This is a genomic window from Okeania sp. SIO3I5 (assembly GCF_010672085.1).
Taxonomy (GTDB): Bacteria; Cyanobacteriota; Cyanobacteriia; order Cyanobacteriales; family Microcoleaceae; genus Trichodesmium.
This window is the reverse complement of the sequence record NZ_JAAHHT010000108.1, coordinates 1-15033: the sequence shown is the minus strand read 5'-3', so window position 1 is coordinate 15033 and position 15033 is coordinate 1. Positions and strand designations below refer to the sequence as shown.

Genomic DNA, 15033 nt, shown 5'->3' with positions numbered 1-15033 from the left:
CCTATTCCAAATCCAAAATCCAAAAGCAATTTCTGACTGAGTTTAAGTATTGATAAATGTCCTAACCTATTTGCGTAATACTACTATACCGAAGAATAACTTGCGTACTGACAAAGTAAATGCTATAGTATTAAAATATTTTGTGTGGCAAACTAAAAGTGACTAAATTTTAGCTGTAGGCAACATGAAATCCGGCGCGACATGAAAGGCATCGGGAGGATGTCAAAACTTCTGAATCTAGACAAAAGTAAACTATGGCCAATATTAAGTCTGCTATTAAACGTATCCAAGTTGCTGAACGCAACCGTCTGCGGAACAAAAGCTATAAATCTGCAGTTAGAACTCTAATGAAAAAATACTTTATTGCTGTTGAAAACTATGCTTCCAATCCCACAGAGGAATTAAAAACAGAAGTGGAGCAGCGAATGTCAAAAGCTTACAGTAAAATAGATAAAGCTGTCAAACGTGGCGTTTTACACAAAAATAATGGTTCTCGTAAAAAGGCTAGGTTAGTGAGATTTTATAAGAGACATTTAACTAGCGATCAAAGTCAGCAAGAGTCTAAAATGACAGATAGCTCTGTAGCTTCGTAACAGAATAACGATATAATTGTTATAAGTTATTATTAATTCATTAGATAAGTTCCAAGCCCGAAAGCAAAAAGTTCGGTATGAGACAGTAATCTTATACTGAAAATTTTTTTTCTAGGGCAAAGTTTTCTAGGATAAATGGTTATTGCTATCTATAAAGTCTAATTTTATAGACAATCCTAGAAAAATATTTGTAGAAAATCTAGGTTTTCATGGCAGAGGGCTTTTTACATTAAAAAATGCAGAGAATTTTAGCATAAATAATCAAGTGTACTTGTACTTGACTTTTTTAAGGCGTGAAAACCCCAGAGGTAATCCTTACTCAAGATAATTGAAAGGAAAATTAACCTTCTTTATACTATAACTTAAAATAATCCTAGGTGAATATATATCTAATATCTATATTAGTATAGTGGAGTGTCAATATCCAGAAATATTGTGACAAAGAACTGGGGAAAAATTGATAAATTGTTAAGAATACGGAATAATAATAGAGTATGAGCAAGATGAGTGAAAATAGGACTTAATTAGTACGCTCGCCTATTATTATCACCGAATTTATTATAACCTCAAGGATTTGTCCAGAGACAGTTAGTAGATGTGGAAAAAAGCAGTTTTAACCCATTAAAAATCCCCATAACTTTAATCTGGAGAGTAGTAAAATTAACTATAAAAGCCAAATGCAGCTAATTGATACTCACGTTCACATCAACTTCGATGTATTCAATTCTGACTTGGAAGATATCCGCCAACGTTGGGAAGAAGCAGGAGTAGTTCACCTAGTTCACTCCTGTGTTGAACCAGAGGAATTCTTTGCTATAAAAGCCATAGCAGATCGCTTTCAAGAACTTTCTTATGCAGTTGGTTTACATCCCTTAGATGCTCAGAAGTGGACATCAACTACTGCTAATCAAATTGAAGAGTTTGCAACATCCGATCCTAGAATAGTAGCTATAGGTGAAACAGGATTAGATTTTTACAAAGCAGATAATCAAAACCAACAAAAATTTGTCTTCAAAGAGCAATTAACTATAGCCCAAAAACTTAACAAGCCATTAATTATTCATTGTCGTGATGCTGCTATCTCAATGGCAGAGATTTTATCTAATTTTCTTGAAAATCAAGGGGATGTCAGAGGGGTGATGCACTGCTGGGGAGGTACTCCAGAAGAAACTAAAATGTTCTTAGACTTAGGGTTTTATATTAGCTTTAGTGGAATTGTGACATTTAAAAATGCTATACAAATTCAAGAATCAGCTAAAATAGTACCTAGCGATCGCCTCTTAGTAGAAACAGATTGTCCATTTATCGCACCAGTGCCAAAGCGGGGCAAACGCAACGAACCTGCTTATGTGAAATATGTGGCCGAAAAAGTTGCTGAACTAAGAGGTGTAACATTAGAGAATCTAGCAGCACAAACCAGCAAAAATGCTTGCCGACTGTTTGGCTTTTCTATTTCCTAAAAAGTTAATACATCCAAATTAATATTGTTTGAGATATAAGACCATACTGTCATGGTTATAGTAAGTTCGATATAAAGTTATGTACAAAAAAAGGGGTTCAATAATGGATAATGGATAATGGATAATGGATAATAGATAATTACCTCTCCATTTTAGGGAGATGATTGACCAATAAGGAAAAAATTTATTTATCTTGGTTGATTGGACCTGGCGCCGGTAACCTATCCATCCCATCCTAACGGACTGCTCCGCAAACAACCGCTTTTTCCCCTTTATTGGGGAGGCTTTAAACCAGAATTATCTAATTGTTTAATTGTTTAATTGTTTCGGTAAATACTAGATAGTGCGAAAATTTGCCTAAAATTTATCAAACTTACTCATAACTATAGCTATAAAAATGCCTAGGAGTAAGTTTCTTCAATTGTCTATCCATTAGTTCCTATCAGCTACAATTAAGGTATGAAGCTAGTTGAATCTCATGTTATCAGCAAATCATATTATTTGTGGTTAGAAATTGACCACAAGTCTTTTTTATAGAAAAATATGTTTAATTTAGGCAACTATACCTTATCATATTATCATCAATATTTCTTTTCTGATAAGCTTTCAGATTTTTGAGTAAGTTTAGTTGACTGGTTTTCATGGAATGTCTCTAGTATAGCCTAGTATGACGAAAAGTACTCTAAATAAGGTTATTTTCGATAATCCAGTTCCAAATATATTAAAGTAGTTAGCTAATAGACAACTCCGAAAATCAAAAATAAAGTCAATTCTGATCCAGAAATTATCAATTACTTCTCCCTATTCCCTATTCCCTATTGCCTATTGCCTCTTTTCTTAAGTTCAACTATTAAATGTAAGTGCTACAGAGTAGAGATGGTCAAGATAATATTTTTCAGAAACTCATCTTTATAATCTGCTTTCATAGAATTTATATTAATATGTATTATTTATTATTAAAACGAGGTTGATATCTCAAATGTAAATTCCTTATGCTAAATTTGTGGCTGTGAATGGCACATTATTTAGGGAGTATATTTATGCTCCTAAATAAGGCTTTCATTAATGGATAATGGATAATGGATAATTACCTCTCCCTTTTAGGGAGAGGATTGACTAAAAGGGAAAAAATTTATTTTTTTCCCTTTCAAGGGGACGCTTTTAACCTGAATTATTGAATTATTCGGTAAAAAAAATATGATTATAAATTTTATGCCTCATAACTCTGGATGATATTTATTTAAGGTTAATCAATGAAGATAGTATTTATATTCCCAAAAACAATAATAATACTTTAGTAACTAGAAGCAATATTGAGAATACCAGATAAGTAAGATAAATAGGGAAATTTAGTATAAATAGCTTTACCGAAAAATCAAGGTTTAAAGCCTCTCATGAGCAAGGAGAAAAAAGCGGTCGGCAAGGGTCCCAGTCCGTAGGATGGGATGGATAGGTGACCGGCGCCATATCCAATCGACCAAGAGAAGAAAAAAAATTTCCTTTTTAACCAATACTCTTCTTTTTAAGAAGAGGTAATTATTAATTATTAATTATTAATTGTTAATTATTGAACTGTAGATATTTGTAGAATCTATAGCCTATTCAACGGAGATCCAGATCAAAATCAGATTTATATCAGTCATAATTTAGAGAACTTTATCATTACTAGAAAAAAACTTAATAGTGGAAAATTTACTTGCCTATAAAGTTAACATACAACATATTTCATATTGGTTAGGTACACCTGTGGTAGACAATATGTGTAGCAATTTTTCTTGCTACTCCACTCCACAATAGTTTTATAACTAATGTTTGTACCTCATATATCTAAAAATTTTCTGTATAACATGAACTAGCTGACTAATGTATAACAATTCAATATTTGTGGAACATTAATCCACGATTGCTTACCATAACATTTACCCATAAAAAATTGCTGCCCTACTAGGATACTCAAGAATGACTTATCAAAAATTAAACATTAACACCTACAGTGACCTGCAAATTTCCAATATGCCCGATCTGATTGAAATTCAGAGGGCAAGCTTTCGCTGGTTCCTAGAATATGGACTGATAGAAGAACTAGAAAGCTATTCTCCAATTACAGATTATACGGGCAAGCTAGAACTTCATTTTCTTGCCAAAAACTATAAGCTAAAACAACCAAAATATAGTGTAGAAGAATCAAAACGGCGAGACAGCAGCTATGCAGTGCAGATGTACGTTCCCACTCGCTTAATTAACAAAGAAACTGGGAAAATGATCGAACAAGAAGTATTCATTGGAGACCTACCCCTAATGACAGATAGGGGAACATTTATCATTAATGGAGCTGAAAGGGTAATCGTTAATCAAATAGTTCGTTCTCCAGGAGTTTATTATAAATCCGAGACTGATAAGAGTGGGCGACGTACATATAATGCCAGTCTAATTCCTAACCGAGGTGCATGGCTAAAATTTGAGACAGATAAAAACGACCTAGTGTGGGTGAGGATAGATAAAACTCGCAAACTTTCTGCCCAAGTATTACTTAAAGCTTTGGGATTAGGAGACAGTGAAATTTTTGACTCCTTGAGACATCCTGATTATTTCCAAAAAACTATAGAAAAAGAAGGACAATACGGAGAAGAAGAAGCCCTATTAGAATTATATCGGAAATTACGTCCAGGGGAACCACCTACTATAGCTGGTGGAGAACAACTACTCCACAGTCGATTTTTTGACCAGAAAAGATATGACCTAGGGCGTGTAGGACGATATAAGCTCAATAACAAACTAAGGTTAAATTTACCAAATACATTACGAGTATTAACCAAAGAAGATATATTAGCTTCCATTGACTATTTGATTAATTTAGAATATGACATTGGTCAGACCGACGATATTGACCACTTAGGAAACCGACGAGTTAGAAGTGTAGGAGAACTACTGCAAAACCAAATCAGAGTTGGTTTAAACCGTTTAGAGCGAATTATCAGGGAGCGGATGACTGTATCTGAGGCAAGTTCATTAACTCCAACATCACTGGTTAACCCAAAACCATTAGTAGCAGCTATCAAAGAATTCTTTGGTTCATCTCAGTTGTCTCAATTTATGGACCAAACAAATCCATTGGCAGAGCTGACCCACAAAAGACGCATATCAGCTTTGGGACCTGGAGGATTAACTAGAGAAAGAGCTGGATTTGCTGTCCGAGATATCCATCCTTCCCACTATGGCCGGATTTGTCCGATTGAAACACCAGAAGGCCCGAACGCTGGATTAATTGGGTCTCTAGCTAACCATGCGAAAGTTAACGGTTATGGATTCATAGAAACTCCCTATTATCCAGTAGAAAATGGTCGGGTACTGCGCGATCGCACGCCAATATATATGACAGCAGATGCAGAAGATGATTTGCGGGTGGCGCCAGGGGATATTATGACTGATTCAGAAGGGAATATTTTGGGGGATGTTGTGCCAGTACGTTATCGGCAAGACTTTACTACTACCAGTCCCCAACAAGTAGACTATGTAGCAGTTTCCCCAGTGCAGGTGGTTTCTGTAGCTACATCATTAATTCCATTTTTGGAACACGATGATGCTAACCGCGCGTTGATGGGTTCCAATATGCAACGACAGGCAGTGCCATTGTTAAACCCAGACAGACCTCTGGTGGGAACGGGTCTGGAAGCTCAAGCTGCCCGCGACTCAGGTATGGTAGTCATCACCCGGACAGATGGAGAAGTTAGCTATGTGGACGCAACTAAGATATCTGTCATTGATAAAGAGGGTAATGAAACAGATTATCCACTATGTAAATATCAACGGTCTAATCAAGATACTTGCTTAAATCAAAGACCTCTGGTGTATGAGGGGGATCAAGTAGTAGAAGGTCAGGTACTAGCTGACGGTTCTTCGACTGAGGGTGCTGAGTTAGCTTTAGGGCAAAATGTTTTGGTAGCTTATATGCCTTGGGAAGGTTATAATTATGAGGATGCTATTCTGGTTAGCGAACGTTTAGTATATGATGATGTTTATACGTCTATTCATATTGAAAAGTTTGAAATTGAAGCTCGGCAGACAAAATTAGGACCGGAAGAAATTACCAGAGAAATTCCGAATGTTGGGGAAGATGGTTTGCGCAACTTGGATGAACAGGGAATTATCCGGGTTGGTGCTTGGGTACAGTCTGGGGATATTCTTGTTGGTAAGGTGACGCCCAAAGGAGAATCTGACCAACCTCCAGAAGAAAAGTTGTTACGGGCAATTTTTGGAGAGAAAGCAAGGGATGTACGGGATAATTCTTTACGGGTACCTAATGGTGAAAAAGGTCGTATTGTTGATGTCCGAGTGTTTACCAGAGAAAAAGGAGATGAGTTGCCACCGGGAGCTAATATGGTGGTTAGGGTTTATGTAGCTCAAAAGCGGAAGATTCAGGTAGGGGATAAGGTAGCAGGGCGACATGGAAATAAAGGTATTATTTCACGAATTTTACCTATTGAGGATATGCCTTATTTGCCTGATGGTACTCCGATAGATGTGGTGTTAAACCCATTGGGTGTACCTTCCCGGATGAATGTAGGACAGATTTTTGAGTGTATGTTAGGGTGGGCCGGTGAAATTTTGAGTGTGCGGTTTAAGTGTGTACCTTTTGATGAGATGCACGGTCGTGAGAAATCGCGGGAAACGGTACATCGAATGCTACAATTAGCCAAGGATACTTCTGGTAAAGATTGGGCGTTTGATGAGGAACATCCAGGGAAACTTTGGGTTTATGATGGGCGAACAGGAGAAAGATTTGACCGTCCGGTGACTGTGGGAGTTGCCTATATGTTGAAATTGGTTCACTTAGTTGATGATAAGATTCATGCTCGTTCTACGGGTCCTTATTCTCTGGTGACACAGCAACCTTTGGGTGGTAAGGCGCAACAAGGTGGTCAGCGCTTTGGGGAAATGGAAGTATGGGCACTAGAAGCGTTTGGTGCTGCTTATACTTTGCAAGAATTGTTGACTGTGAAATCTGATGATATGCAGGGTCGGAATGAGGCGTTGAATGCAATTGTGAAAGGAAAAGCAATTCCCCGACCTGGTACTCCTGAGTCTTTTAAGGTGTTGATGCGGGAGTTGCAGTCTCTATGTTTGGATATTGCAGCTCATAAGGTGGAGACTGCTGATGATGGTACTACTCAGGATGTGGAGGTTGATTTAATGGCAGATTTGCCAGGAAAGCGAGCACCATCTCGCCCTGTGTATGAGTCATTATCGAGTGAAGGAGCAGACGCGGATTAGGCCACGGATACACGGATTAGTGGTAGCGTTAGGCGCGAGCGCCGTAACGCACCGTTAAGCGGTAGTGATACTGGTAGCGCCGTAACAGACCTTTGATAGCAGGAAAATGGTGGGTTACGACTGGCGTCTAACGCACCCTACTGGACTCTAAATTATTAATTATCAATTATTATCGATGCCAAAACTTGAACAAAGATTCGACTATGTGAAAATTGGGTTAGCTTCTCGAGATAGAATTCGTGGATGGGCAGTGCTAGACACGGATTTTGCCACGGATGTACGGATTATAACTAATAACTGATAACTGATAACTAATAACTGATAACTGAAATGCCAAAACTTGAACAAAGATTCGATTATGTGAAAATAGGGTTAGCAACTCCCGACAGAATTCGTGGATGGGCAGTGCTAGACACGGATTTTGCCACGGATGTACGGATTATAACTAATAACTAATAACTGATAACTAATAACTGATAACTGATAACTCAAATGCCAAAACTTGAACAAAGATTCGATTATGTGAAAATTGGGTTAGCAACTCCCGACAGAATTCGTGGATGGGGAGTGCTAGACACGGATTTTGCCACGGATATACGGATTATAACTAATAACTGATAACTGATAACTGAAATGCCAAAACTTGAACAAAGATTCGATTATGTGAAAATTGGGTTAGCAACTCCCGACAGAATTCGTGGATGGGGAGTGCTAGACACGGATTTTGCCACGGATATACGGATTATAACTAATAACTGATAACTAATAACTAATAACTGATAACTGATAACTGAAATGCCAAAACTTGAACAAAGATTCGATTATGTGAAAATAGGGTTAGCTTCTCCAGACAGAATTCGTGGATGGGGAGAAAGAACCCTACCCAACGGTACAGTGGTAGGAGAAGTAACCAAACCAGAAACTATCAATTACCGGACTCTCAAACCAGAAATGGATGGGTTGTTTTGCGAACGCATTTTTGGTCCGGCGAAAGATTGGGAATGTCATTGTGGAAAATATAAGCGAGTCCGACACCGGGGAATTGTTTGCGAAAGATGTGGAGTAGAAGTAACTGAGTCACGGGTGCGCCGTCACCGCATGGGGCACATTAAACTAGCAGCACCAGTAACCCACGTTTGGTATCTCAAGGGTATTCCGAGTTATATGGCAATTTTGTTAGATATGCCATTGCGGGATGTGGAGCAGATTGTTTATTTCAATGCTTATGTGGTATTAGAACCAGGAAATCACGAAAGTTTAAGTTATAAACAACTGTTAGCAGAGGATGTTTGGCTAGAAATTGAGGATCAAATTTATAGTGAAGACTCACAAATAGAAGGGGTTGATGTTGGTATTGGTGCTGAAGCTTTACAAACCTTATTGGCAAATCTTGAGTTAGAAGTAGAAGCAGAAAAATTACGGGAAGAAATTGCTAATTCTAAAGGGCAAAAACGAGCAAAGTTAATCAAGCGTTTGCGAGTAATTGATAATTTTGTCGCTACAGGTTCCCGACCAGAATGGATGGTTTTAGATGCAATTCCAGTGATTCCTCCCGACTTGCGTCCGATGGTGCAGTTGGATGGGGGCAGGTTTGCAACTAGCGATTTGAATGACCTTTACCGACGAGTAATTAATAGAAATAATCGTTTGGCAAGGTTGCAAGAAATTTTAGCACCAGAGATTATTATCCGTAACGAAAAGCGAATGTTGCAAGAAGCAGTTGATGCTTTGATTGATAATGGTCGCCGGGGTCGAACTGTTGTAGGTGCAAATAATAGACCGCTGAAGTCTTTGAGCGATATTATTGAAGGAAAACAGGGTCGTTTCCGGCAAAACTTGTTGGGTAAACGGGTTGATTATTCAGGAAGATCGGTAATTGTTGTCGGACCGAAGTTAGCTATTAATCAATGTGGTTTACCACGGGAAATGGCAATTGAATTATTTCAACCATTCGTGATTCATCGGTTAATTCGTCAGGGGTTAGTTAATAATATTAAAGCTGCCAAAAAACTGATTCAAAAGGGAGACCCGAATGTGTGGGATGTGTTGGAGGAGGTGATAGATGGTCATCCGGTGATGTTGAACCGCGCTCCAACTTTGCATAGATTAGGAATTCAAGCTTTTGAACCTATTTTAGTAGAAGGTCGAGCAATTCAGTTGCATCCTTTGGTATGTCCGGCGTTTAATGCTGACTTTGATGGCGACCAAATGGCGGTTCATGTGCCGTTGTCTTTGGAGTCGCAAGCGGAGGCGAGGTTATTGATGTTGGCATCGAATAATGTTTTGTCTCCGGCAACTGGGCGTCCAATTATTACGCCTTCTCAGGATATGGTATTGGGTTGTTATTATCTAACGGCGGAAAACCATAAACTCCAAGGTGGTAAAGAACTTTATTTTGCTAACCCTGATGATGTAGTTTTAGCTTATGAACAAGGTAAGTTAGAGTTGCATACTTATGTTTATTTGAGGTTAGCTCCTGATGTACAGATTGAAACTGATAAACCGGAAGAAATGCCTCCCGATATACAACAAATATCTAATGAAGTGGTGGTTAAGAATTATTGGATGCCATTGGATAGTAAGATATTACCCGATACCTTGGGAGAGTTGAAATCAGAGCAAACTCTAGAAAATGGGGAGGTGGTGAAGCGTTATCATCTGTATAGAATCCATTATACGGGGCAGCTTGAGATTAATAAGGTTTATATTAAATCTCGCCAAGTTCGAGAGATAGATGGAGTAGTGACTAGACAGTTTGTGGTGACAACACCTGGTCGAATAATTCTCAATCAAACAATTCAAAGCGCCCTTTAATAATTAATAATGAATAATTAATAATGAATAATGAATAATGAAAACTATAGTAATCTGCGCTGATGTTGCGAGATTTATGACACTAATAAAACTAGGATTGCTATATTTCTAATTATCAATTATTAATTATTAATTATCAATTATTAATTATCCATTGTCCATTATCCATTATCCATTAATTATGATTTTCTATAATAGAGTTATTAATAAAGGTCAACTAAAAAAGCTAATTTCTTGGTCTTTTGAGAGTTACGGTACAGCAAGAACTGCACAAATGGCAAATAAGCTGAAGGACTTGGGATTCCGTTATGCAACAAAAGCAGGAGTTTCGATTAGTGTAGATGACCTACAAATACCTCCTTCTAAACGAAAACTTCTAGATGCAGCAGAACAAGAAATTCGGAACACAACTGAACGTTATACTAAAGGAAAAATTACAGAAGTAGAACGCTTCCAAAAAGTAATTGATACTTGGAATAGTACCAGTGAAAATCTTAAGGATGAAGTAGTTCGTAACTTTCGAGCAACCGATCCCCTAAACTCAGTTTATATGATGGCATTTTCGGGAGCGCGGGGTAATATCTCCCAGGTGCGTCAGTTGGTAGGAATGCGTGGTTTGATGGCAGATCCACAAGGGGAAATTATTGACTTGCCAATTAAGACCAATTTCCGGGAGGGTTTAACCGTAACCGAGTATATTATTTCTTCTTATGGTGCGCGGAAAGGGTTAGTTGATACAGCATTGAGAACTGCTGACTCTGGTTATTTGACTCGTCGTTTGGTTGATGTTTCTCAGGATGTAATAGTTCGGGAAGTAGACTGTGGCACCAAGCGGGGGGTAATGGTGAGAAGTATGAAAGATGGCGATCGCGTATTAATTCCAGTCAAAGATAGACTGTTGGGTAGGGTTATTGCTGCTGATGTCAAACATCCAAAAACAGGAGAGATTGTTAGCAGTGGCGACCTTCAGGCAGTCAGAAATCAAGTGTTTACAGAAGACTTAGCTAAAGCAGTAGGTAAAGCAGGTGTGGAAGAGGTATTTGTACGCTCTCCTTTAACCTGTGAATCACCCCGTTCTGTTTGTCAAAGTTGCTATGGGTGGAGTCTCGCTCATGGTCATCTGGTTGATATGGGAGAAGCTATTGGAATTATTGCTGCACAGTCTATCGGGGAACCAGGTACCCAATTAACTATGCGGACATTCCATACTGGAGGTGTATTTACAGGGGAAGTAGCGCGTCAATTTGTAGCATCCTTTGCAGGTGTAGTCAAGTATCCATCTAATGTGCGTACCAGGTCATTCCGAACTCGTCATGGTGATGAAGCGATGATTGCAGAAAATAATTTCGATCTGATCGTACTAGGAGCTGATGGTCGTAAAGAAACTGTATCCATCCCTCAAGGTTCTATTTTGATGGTGCAAAATGACCAGCAGGTATCAGCAGGAACAGTTTTAGGAGAAGTACAAAAAGTAGGTCAGGTCAGAAAAACAACTGAGAAAGTAACAAAAGAAGTTGCCTCAGACTTAGCAGGTGAACTTAAATTTGCTCAGTTGGTGCAAGAAGAGAAGGTAGATAAACAAGGAACAACAACTCGGATCGCTCAAAGAGGTGGTCTAATCTGGATATTAGCAGGAGAAGTATATAACCTGCCCCCAGGTGCAGAACCAATGGTAAAAAATGAAACCCAAATTACCATTAACAGCGTACTTGCGGAAACTAAATTAGTAACAGAACATGGTGGTGTAGTAAGAATGCCCACTTCTCCGTTGCAAAGTCTGGGAGAGCAAAGCGAGACAAATGTTTTAGCTGGAGAAACTCAAGAATCAACAATTGAATTAGAAGAGTCAGCGATCGCTACTTCTACCCGTACGGACGTTGCACGCAACGTCCCTACAGTACCTACCGAAGTACACGATAATTTGCCTCGTGAAATTGAAGTCATTACCGCAAGTGTGCGACTAGATCAGGCCAAAGTTCGCTTGGAAAACATTTCCAACCGCGAACAGTATATCATTGAGACCCAAAATAATCAACGGTTTGCCCTAAAAGTTACCCCTGGTAGCAAAGTAGGCAACCACGAAGTAATCGCTGAACTCTTAGACGAAAATTATCAAACTTCCACAGGTGGGATTATTAAATATGCTGGAGTAGAAGTTCTCAAACGTGGTAAAGCTAAACAAGGTTACGAAGTCATAAAAGGCGGTACATTGCTCTGGATACCGGAAGAATGCCATGAAATTAATAAAGATATATCTTTGCTCTTGGTAGAAGACGGTCAATATGTAGAAGCTGCCACAGAAATAGTTAAAGATATTTTCTGTCAGTCTAATGGAGTTGCAGAAGTACACCAGAAAAATGACATTCTCAGGGAAATTGTAATTAAACCAGGAGAACTACATACTGGAGATTATCAAACAGACCTAGGGGATTTAACCTTAATGGATGGTCAAATTGCCACACCAGGACAAGAAGTAATTCCCGGGTTAGTAACGTCTGAGTTAAAATATATTGAGTATATAGAAACGCCAGAAGGTCCTGGGTTATTATTGCGACCTGTGACTGAATTTCATGTACCCGATGAACCAGGTGTGCCTTCTCAGAAATCAATCAACTCCTCCATTGAGCTACGCGCAGTACAACGAATTCCCTTTAAAGATGGGGAACGAGTTAAATCTGTAGAAGCTATAGAATTGCTACGAACTCAGTTGGTATTAGAGATTGGTGAAGAAGCTCCTCAATTAGCTGCTGATATTGAGTTATCACCAGATCCACAGGAAGAGGGGGTAATGCGTTTGCAATTGGTGATTCTGGAATCTTTAGTCATTCGCCGGGATGTAATGGCAGATACAACCCATGGTAGTACGAATACCAGCTTATTAGTTAAAGATGGAGATGCGATAGCAGCTGGAGGAGTAGTAGCTCGCACAGAAATTTTATCAAAAGAATCTGGTGAAGTGCGGGGTATCCGAGAAGGTTCAGAAGCTATCCGTCGGGTTCTGATAGTCCGAGAAGCGGATTTAATTAAAATACCACTTAATACTTTACCCTCTGTAACAGCAGGGGATTTGTTAGTTGCTGGTAGTGAAATTGCTCCGGGAACAGTTATTCAAGAATCTGGTATGGTATCTGAAGTTGAAAAAATACCTTTGGAGAATGGTCTTGAAAGTTATCAGGTAATCTTGCGCAAAGGCAGACCTTATCGTGTTTCTACAGGTGCGGTATTACTGACTATGGATGGAGACTTGGTGCAACGGGGAGATAGTTTGGTACTCCTGGTGTTTGAGCGGACTAAGACTGGGGATATTATTCAGGGTTTACCTCGGATTGAAGAATTATTGGAGGCACGCAAACCAAAAGAATCTTGCGTTTTAGTCAAATATCCTGGTCAAGCTCAGGTTAATGTTAATGATGATAACGTAGAATTGAGTGTTGTTTCCAGTGATGGAACAATCACAGATTACCCCCTAGGTCATGGGCAGAATGTGATTGTTGCTGATGGACAAAATGTTGATGTGGGTGAACCTCTGACGGATGGGCCTCAGAATCCCCATGAAATTCTAGAGACTTTCTTCAATTATTACCGGGAACATGAAAGCCCTTATGAAGCTTGTTTAAGGAGTTTTGAGGCTTGTCAGATGTTCTTGGTAAATCAGGTGCAGGCAGTTTATCAGTCTCAGGGTATAGATATTTCTGATAAGCATATTGAGGTAATTGTGCGTCAGATGACAGCTAAGGTGAGGGTTGATGATGGTGGTGATACTACGATGTTGCCTGGGGAGTTGATAGAGTTGCGACAGGTGGAACAGGTTAATCAGGCGATGTCTATTACGGGTGGGGCAACCGCTCAATATACACCAATGTTGTTGGGGATTACAAAAGCATCACTGAATACGGATAGCTTTATTTCGGCAGCTAGTTTCCAAGAGACTACACGGGTGTTGACGGAGGCGGCGATCGAGGGTAAGTCTGATTGGTTAAGGGGATTGAAGGAGAATGTGATTATTGGGCGGTTGATTCCTGCTGGTACTGGTTTTAATGCTTATGAGGATGCTTTGAGTGCAGAGATTAATCATTTGGAGCAAAGTTGGGAAGAGGATGTGGAGCTTTTTGAGGAAGAGGATTTACAAAGTGTGGTTTTAGACGATCGCACGGCGCGTTCGTTAGAGCTGGAAAGTAGTCTAAATTTGCCATCTATGGATCAGGATTTTGCAGATTCTCAAAGCATACCTCAAAATGAAGGTGAATTTATTGATGATAGTATGTCTGAGTTTCCTCCAGTTAAAGATAACTCTGGGTCAGTTTTAGATGATTCAGATTTCCCGCCTGCTAATTTTGATTCAGATTTCCCACCTGATAATTTTGATTCTGGTTTCCCTGCTAACCTAGAGGATGACTTAATAGATGATGATAGTGATGATGCTTATGGTGCTTATGAGGATTTTGATGAGAATACACCAGATTTGATTTAATTGAGAATTCAGAATTCAGAAGTCATTCCTGAGGATCGTTTGAGCATTTGTAAATGTCCTAACTAATTAACGTATTGCTATACAAAGCAATCAGCATTCAGCCGTCGGTAACATAATATCAGACATTGTTAAAAAAAGTAGAGATTTTCTATTGAAGGTCTCTACTTTGTTGTAATAGGACATGATATCAGGAGTCAGATCAAATCCGGTAGCATTGGTGTAAAAAGAGTGTAAAAAGAGTGTCGGAAGGGTGGGAAGGGTGGGAAGGGTGGGAAGGGTGGGAAGGGTGGGAAGGGTGGGAAGTGTGGGAAGGGTGGGAAGGGTGGGAAGGGTGGGAAGGGTGGGAGGTGTGGGAGGTGTGGGAAGGGTGGGAAGGGTGGGAAGGGGGGGAAGGGTGGTGAGGGTGGGGGTGGAGGAAGAGGAG

At 39.3% G+C, this 15033-nt stretch carries 10 protein-coding genes; all 10 read left to right on the top strand.

The genetic code is table 11. The annotated features are described in order from the left end of the window. The first annotated feature begins 254 nt into the window (after window positions 1-254). Window positions 255-593: a 30S ribosomal protein S20 gene (gene rpsT, locus F6K40_RS22270; protein WP_293139291.1), complete on the top strand. Its 339-nt coding sequence runs from the start codon at window positions 255-257 to the stop codon at window positions 591-593. A 677-nt stretch (window positions 594-1270) separates the two neighbouring features. Then, window positions 1271-2053, top strand: coding sequence for a TatD family hydrolase (locus F6K40_RS22265; protein WP_293139290.1), 783 nt, complete (start codon window positions 1271-1273; stop codon window positions 2051-2053). A 1959-nt stretch (window positions 2054-4012) separates the two neighbouring features. After that, complete coding sequence (rpoB, locus tag F6K40_RS22260) at window positions 4013-7324, top strand: DNA-directed RNA polymerase subunit beta (RefSeq protein ID WP_293139289.1); 3312 nt, start codon at window positions 4013-4015, stop codon at window positions 7322-7324. Window positions 7325-7499: 175 nt separating this feature from the next. Further along, entirely contained in the window at window positions 7500-7625 is a 126-nt protein-coding gene (locus tag F6K40_RS22255; RefSeq protein ID WP_293139288.1) for a hypothetical protein, read from the top strand. Window positions 7626-7654: 29 nt separating this feature from the next. Continuing rightward, window positions 7655-7780 carry a hypothetical protein gene (locus F6K40_RS22250; RefSeq protein WP_293139287.1) on the top strand — a complete coding sequence of 42 codons (126 nt, stop codon included), beginning with the start codon at window positions 7655-7657 and terminating at the stop codon, window positions 7778-7780. A 36-nt stretch (window positions 7781-7816) separates the two neighbouring features. Then, complete coding sequence (locus F6K40_RS22245) at window positions 7817-7942, top strand: hypothetical protein (protein WP_293139286.1); 126 nt, start codon at window positions 7817-7819, stop codon at window positions 7940-7942. A gap of 15 nt (window positions 7943-7957) precedes the next feature. Beyond that, window positions 7958-8083 (top strand): hypothetical protein, encoded by a 126-nt coding sequence (locus F6K40_RS22240; protein ID WP_293139286.1) that lies wholly within the window; start codon window positions 7958-7960, stop codon window positions 8081-8083. 36 nt (window positions 8084-8119) lie between these two features. After that, entirely contained in the window at window positions 8120-10138 is a 2019-nt protein-coding gene (locus tag F6K40_RS22235) for a DNA-directed RNA polymerase subunit gamma (protein ID WP_293139285.1), read from the top strand. 181 nt (window positions 10139-10319) lie between these two features. Beyond that, window positions 10320-14609, top strand: coding sequence for a DNA-directed RNA polymerase subunit beta' (locus tag F6K40_RS22230; protein ID WP_293139284.1), 4290 nt, complete (start codon window positions 10320-10322; stop codon window positions 14607-14609). 239 nt (window positions 14610-14848) lie between these two features. Continuing rightward, entirely contained in the window at window positions 14849-15010 is a 162-nt protein-coding gene (locus F6K40_RS22225) for a hypothetical protein (protein WP_293139283.1), read from the top strand. Window positions 15011-15033 lie beyond the last annotated feature (23 nt).

What these genes read in the sequence shown, in the direction of transcription:
- F6K40_RS22230 (WP_293139284.1), top strand. Translation starts at nt 10,320, where the DNA reads ATGATTTTCTATAATAGAGTTATTAATAAAGGTCAACTAAAAAAGCTA.
- F6K40_RS22235 (WP_293139285.1), top strand. Translation starts at nt 8,120, where the DNA reads ATGCCAAAACTTGAACAAAGATTCGATTATGTGAAAATAGGGTTAGCT.
- F6K40_RS22245 (WP_293139286.1), top strand. Translation starts at nt 7,817, where the DNA reads ATGCCAAAACTTGAACAAAGATTCGATTATGTGAAAATTGGGTTAGCA.
- F6K40_RS22250 (WP_293139287.1), top strand. Translation starts at nt 7,655, where the DNA reads ATGCCAAAACTTGAACAAAGATTCGATTATGTGAAAATAGGGTTAGCA.
- F6K40_RS22265 (WP_293139290.1), top strand. Translation starts at nt 1,271, where the DNA reads ATGCAGCTAATTGATACTCACGTTCACATCAACTTCGATGTATTCAAT.
- rpsT (WP_293139291.1), top strand. Translation starts at nt 255, where the DNA reads ATGGCCAATATTAAGTCTGCTATTAAACGTATCCAAGTTGCTGAACGC.
- F6K40_RS22240 (WP_293139286.1), top strand. Translation starts at nt 7,958, where the DNA reads ATGCCAAAACTTGAACAAAGATTCGATTATGTGAAAATTGGGTTAGCA.
- rpoB (WP_293139289.1), top strand. Translation starts at nt 4,013, where the DNA reads ATGACTTATCAAAAATTAAACATTAACACCTACAGTGACCTGCAAATT.
- F6K40_RS22255 (WP_293139288.1), top strand. Translation starts at nt 7,500, where the DNA reads ATGCCAAAACTTGAACAAAGATTCGACTATGTGAAAATTGGGTTAGCT.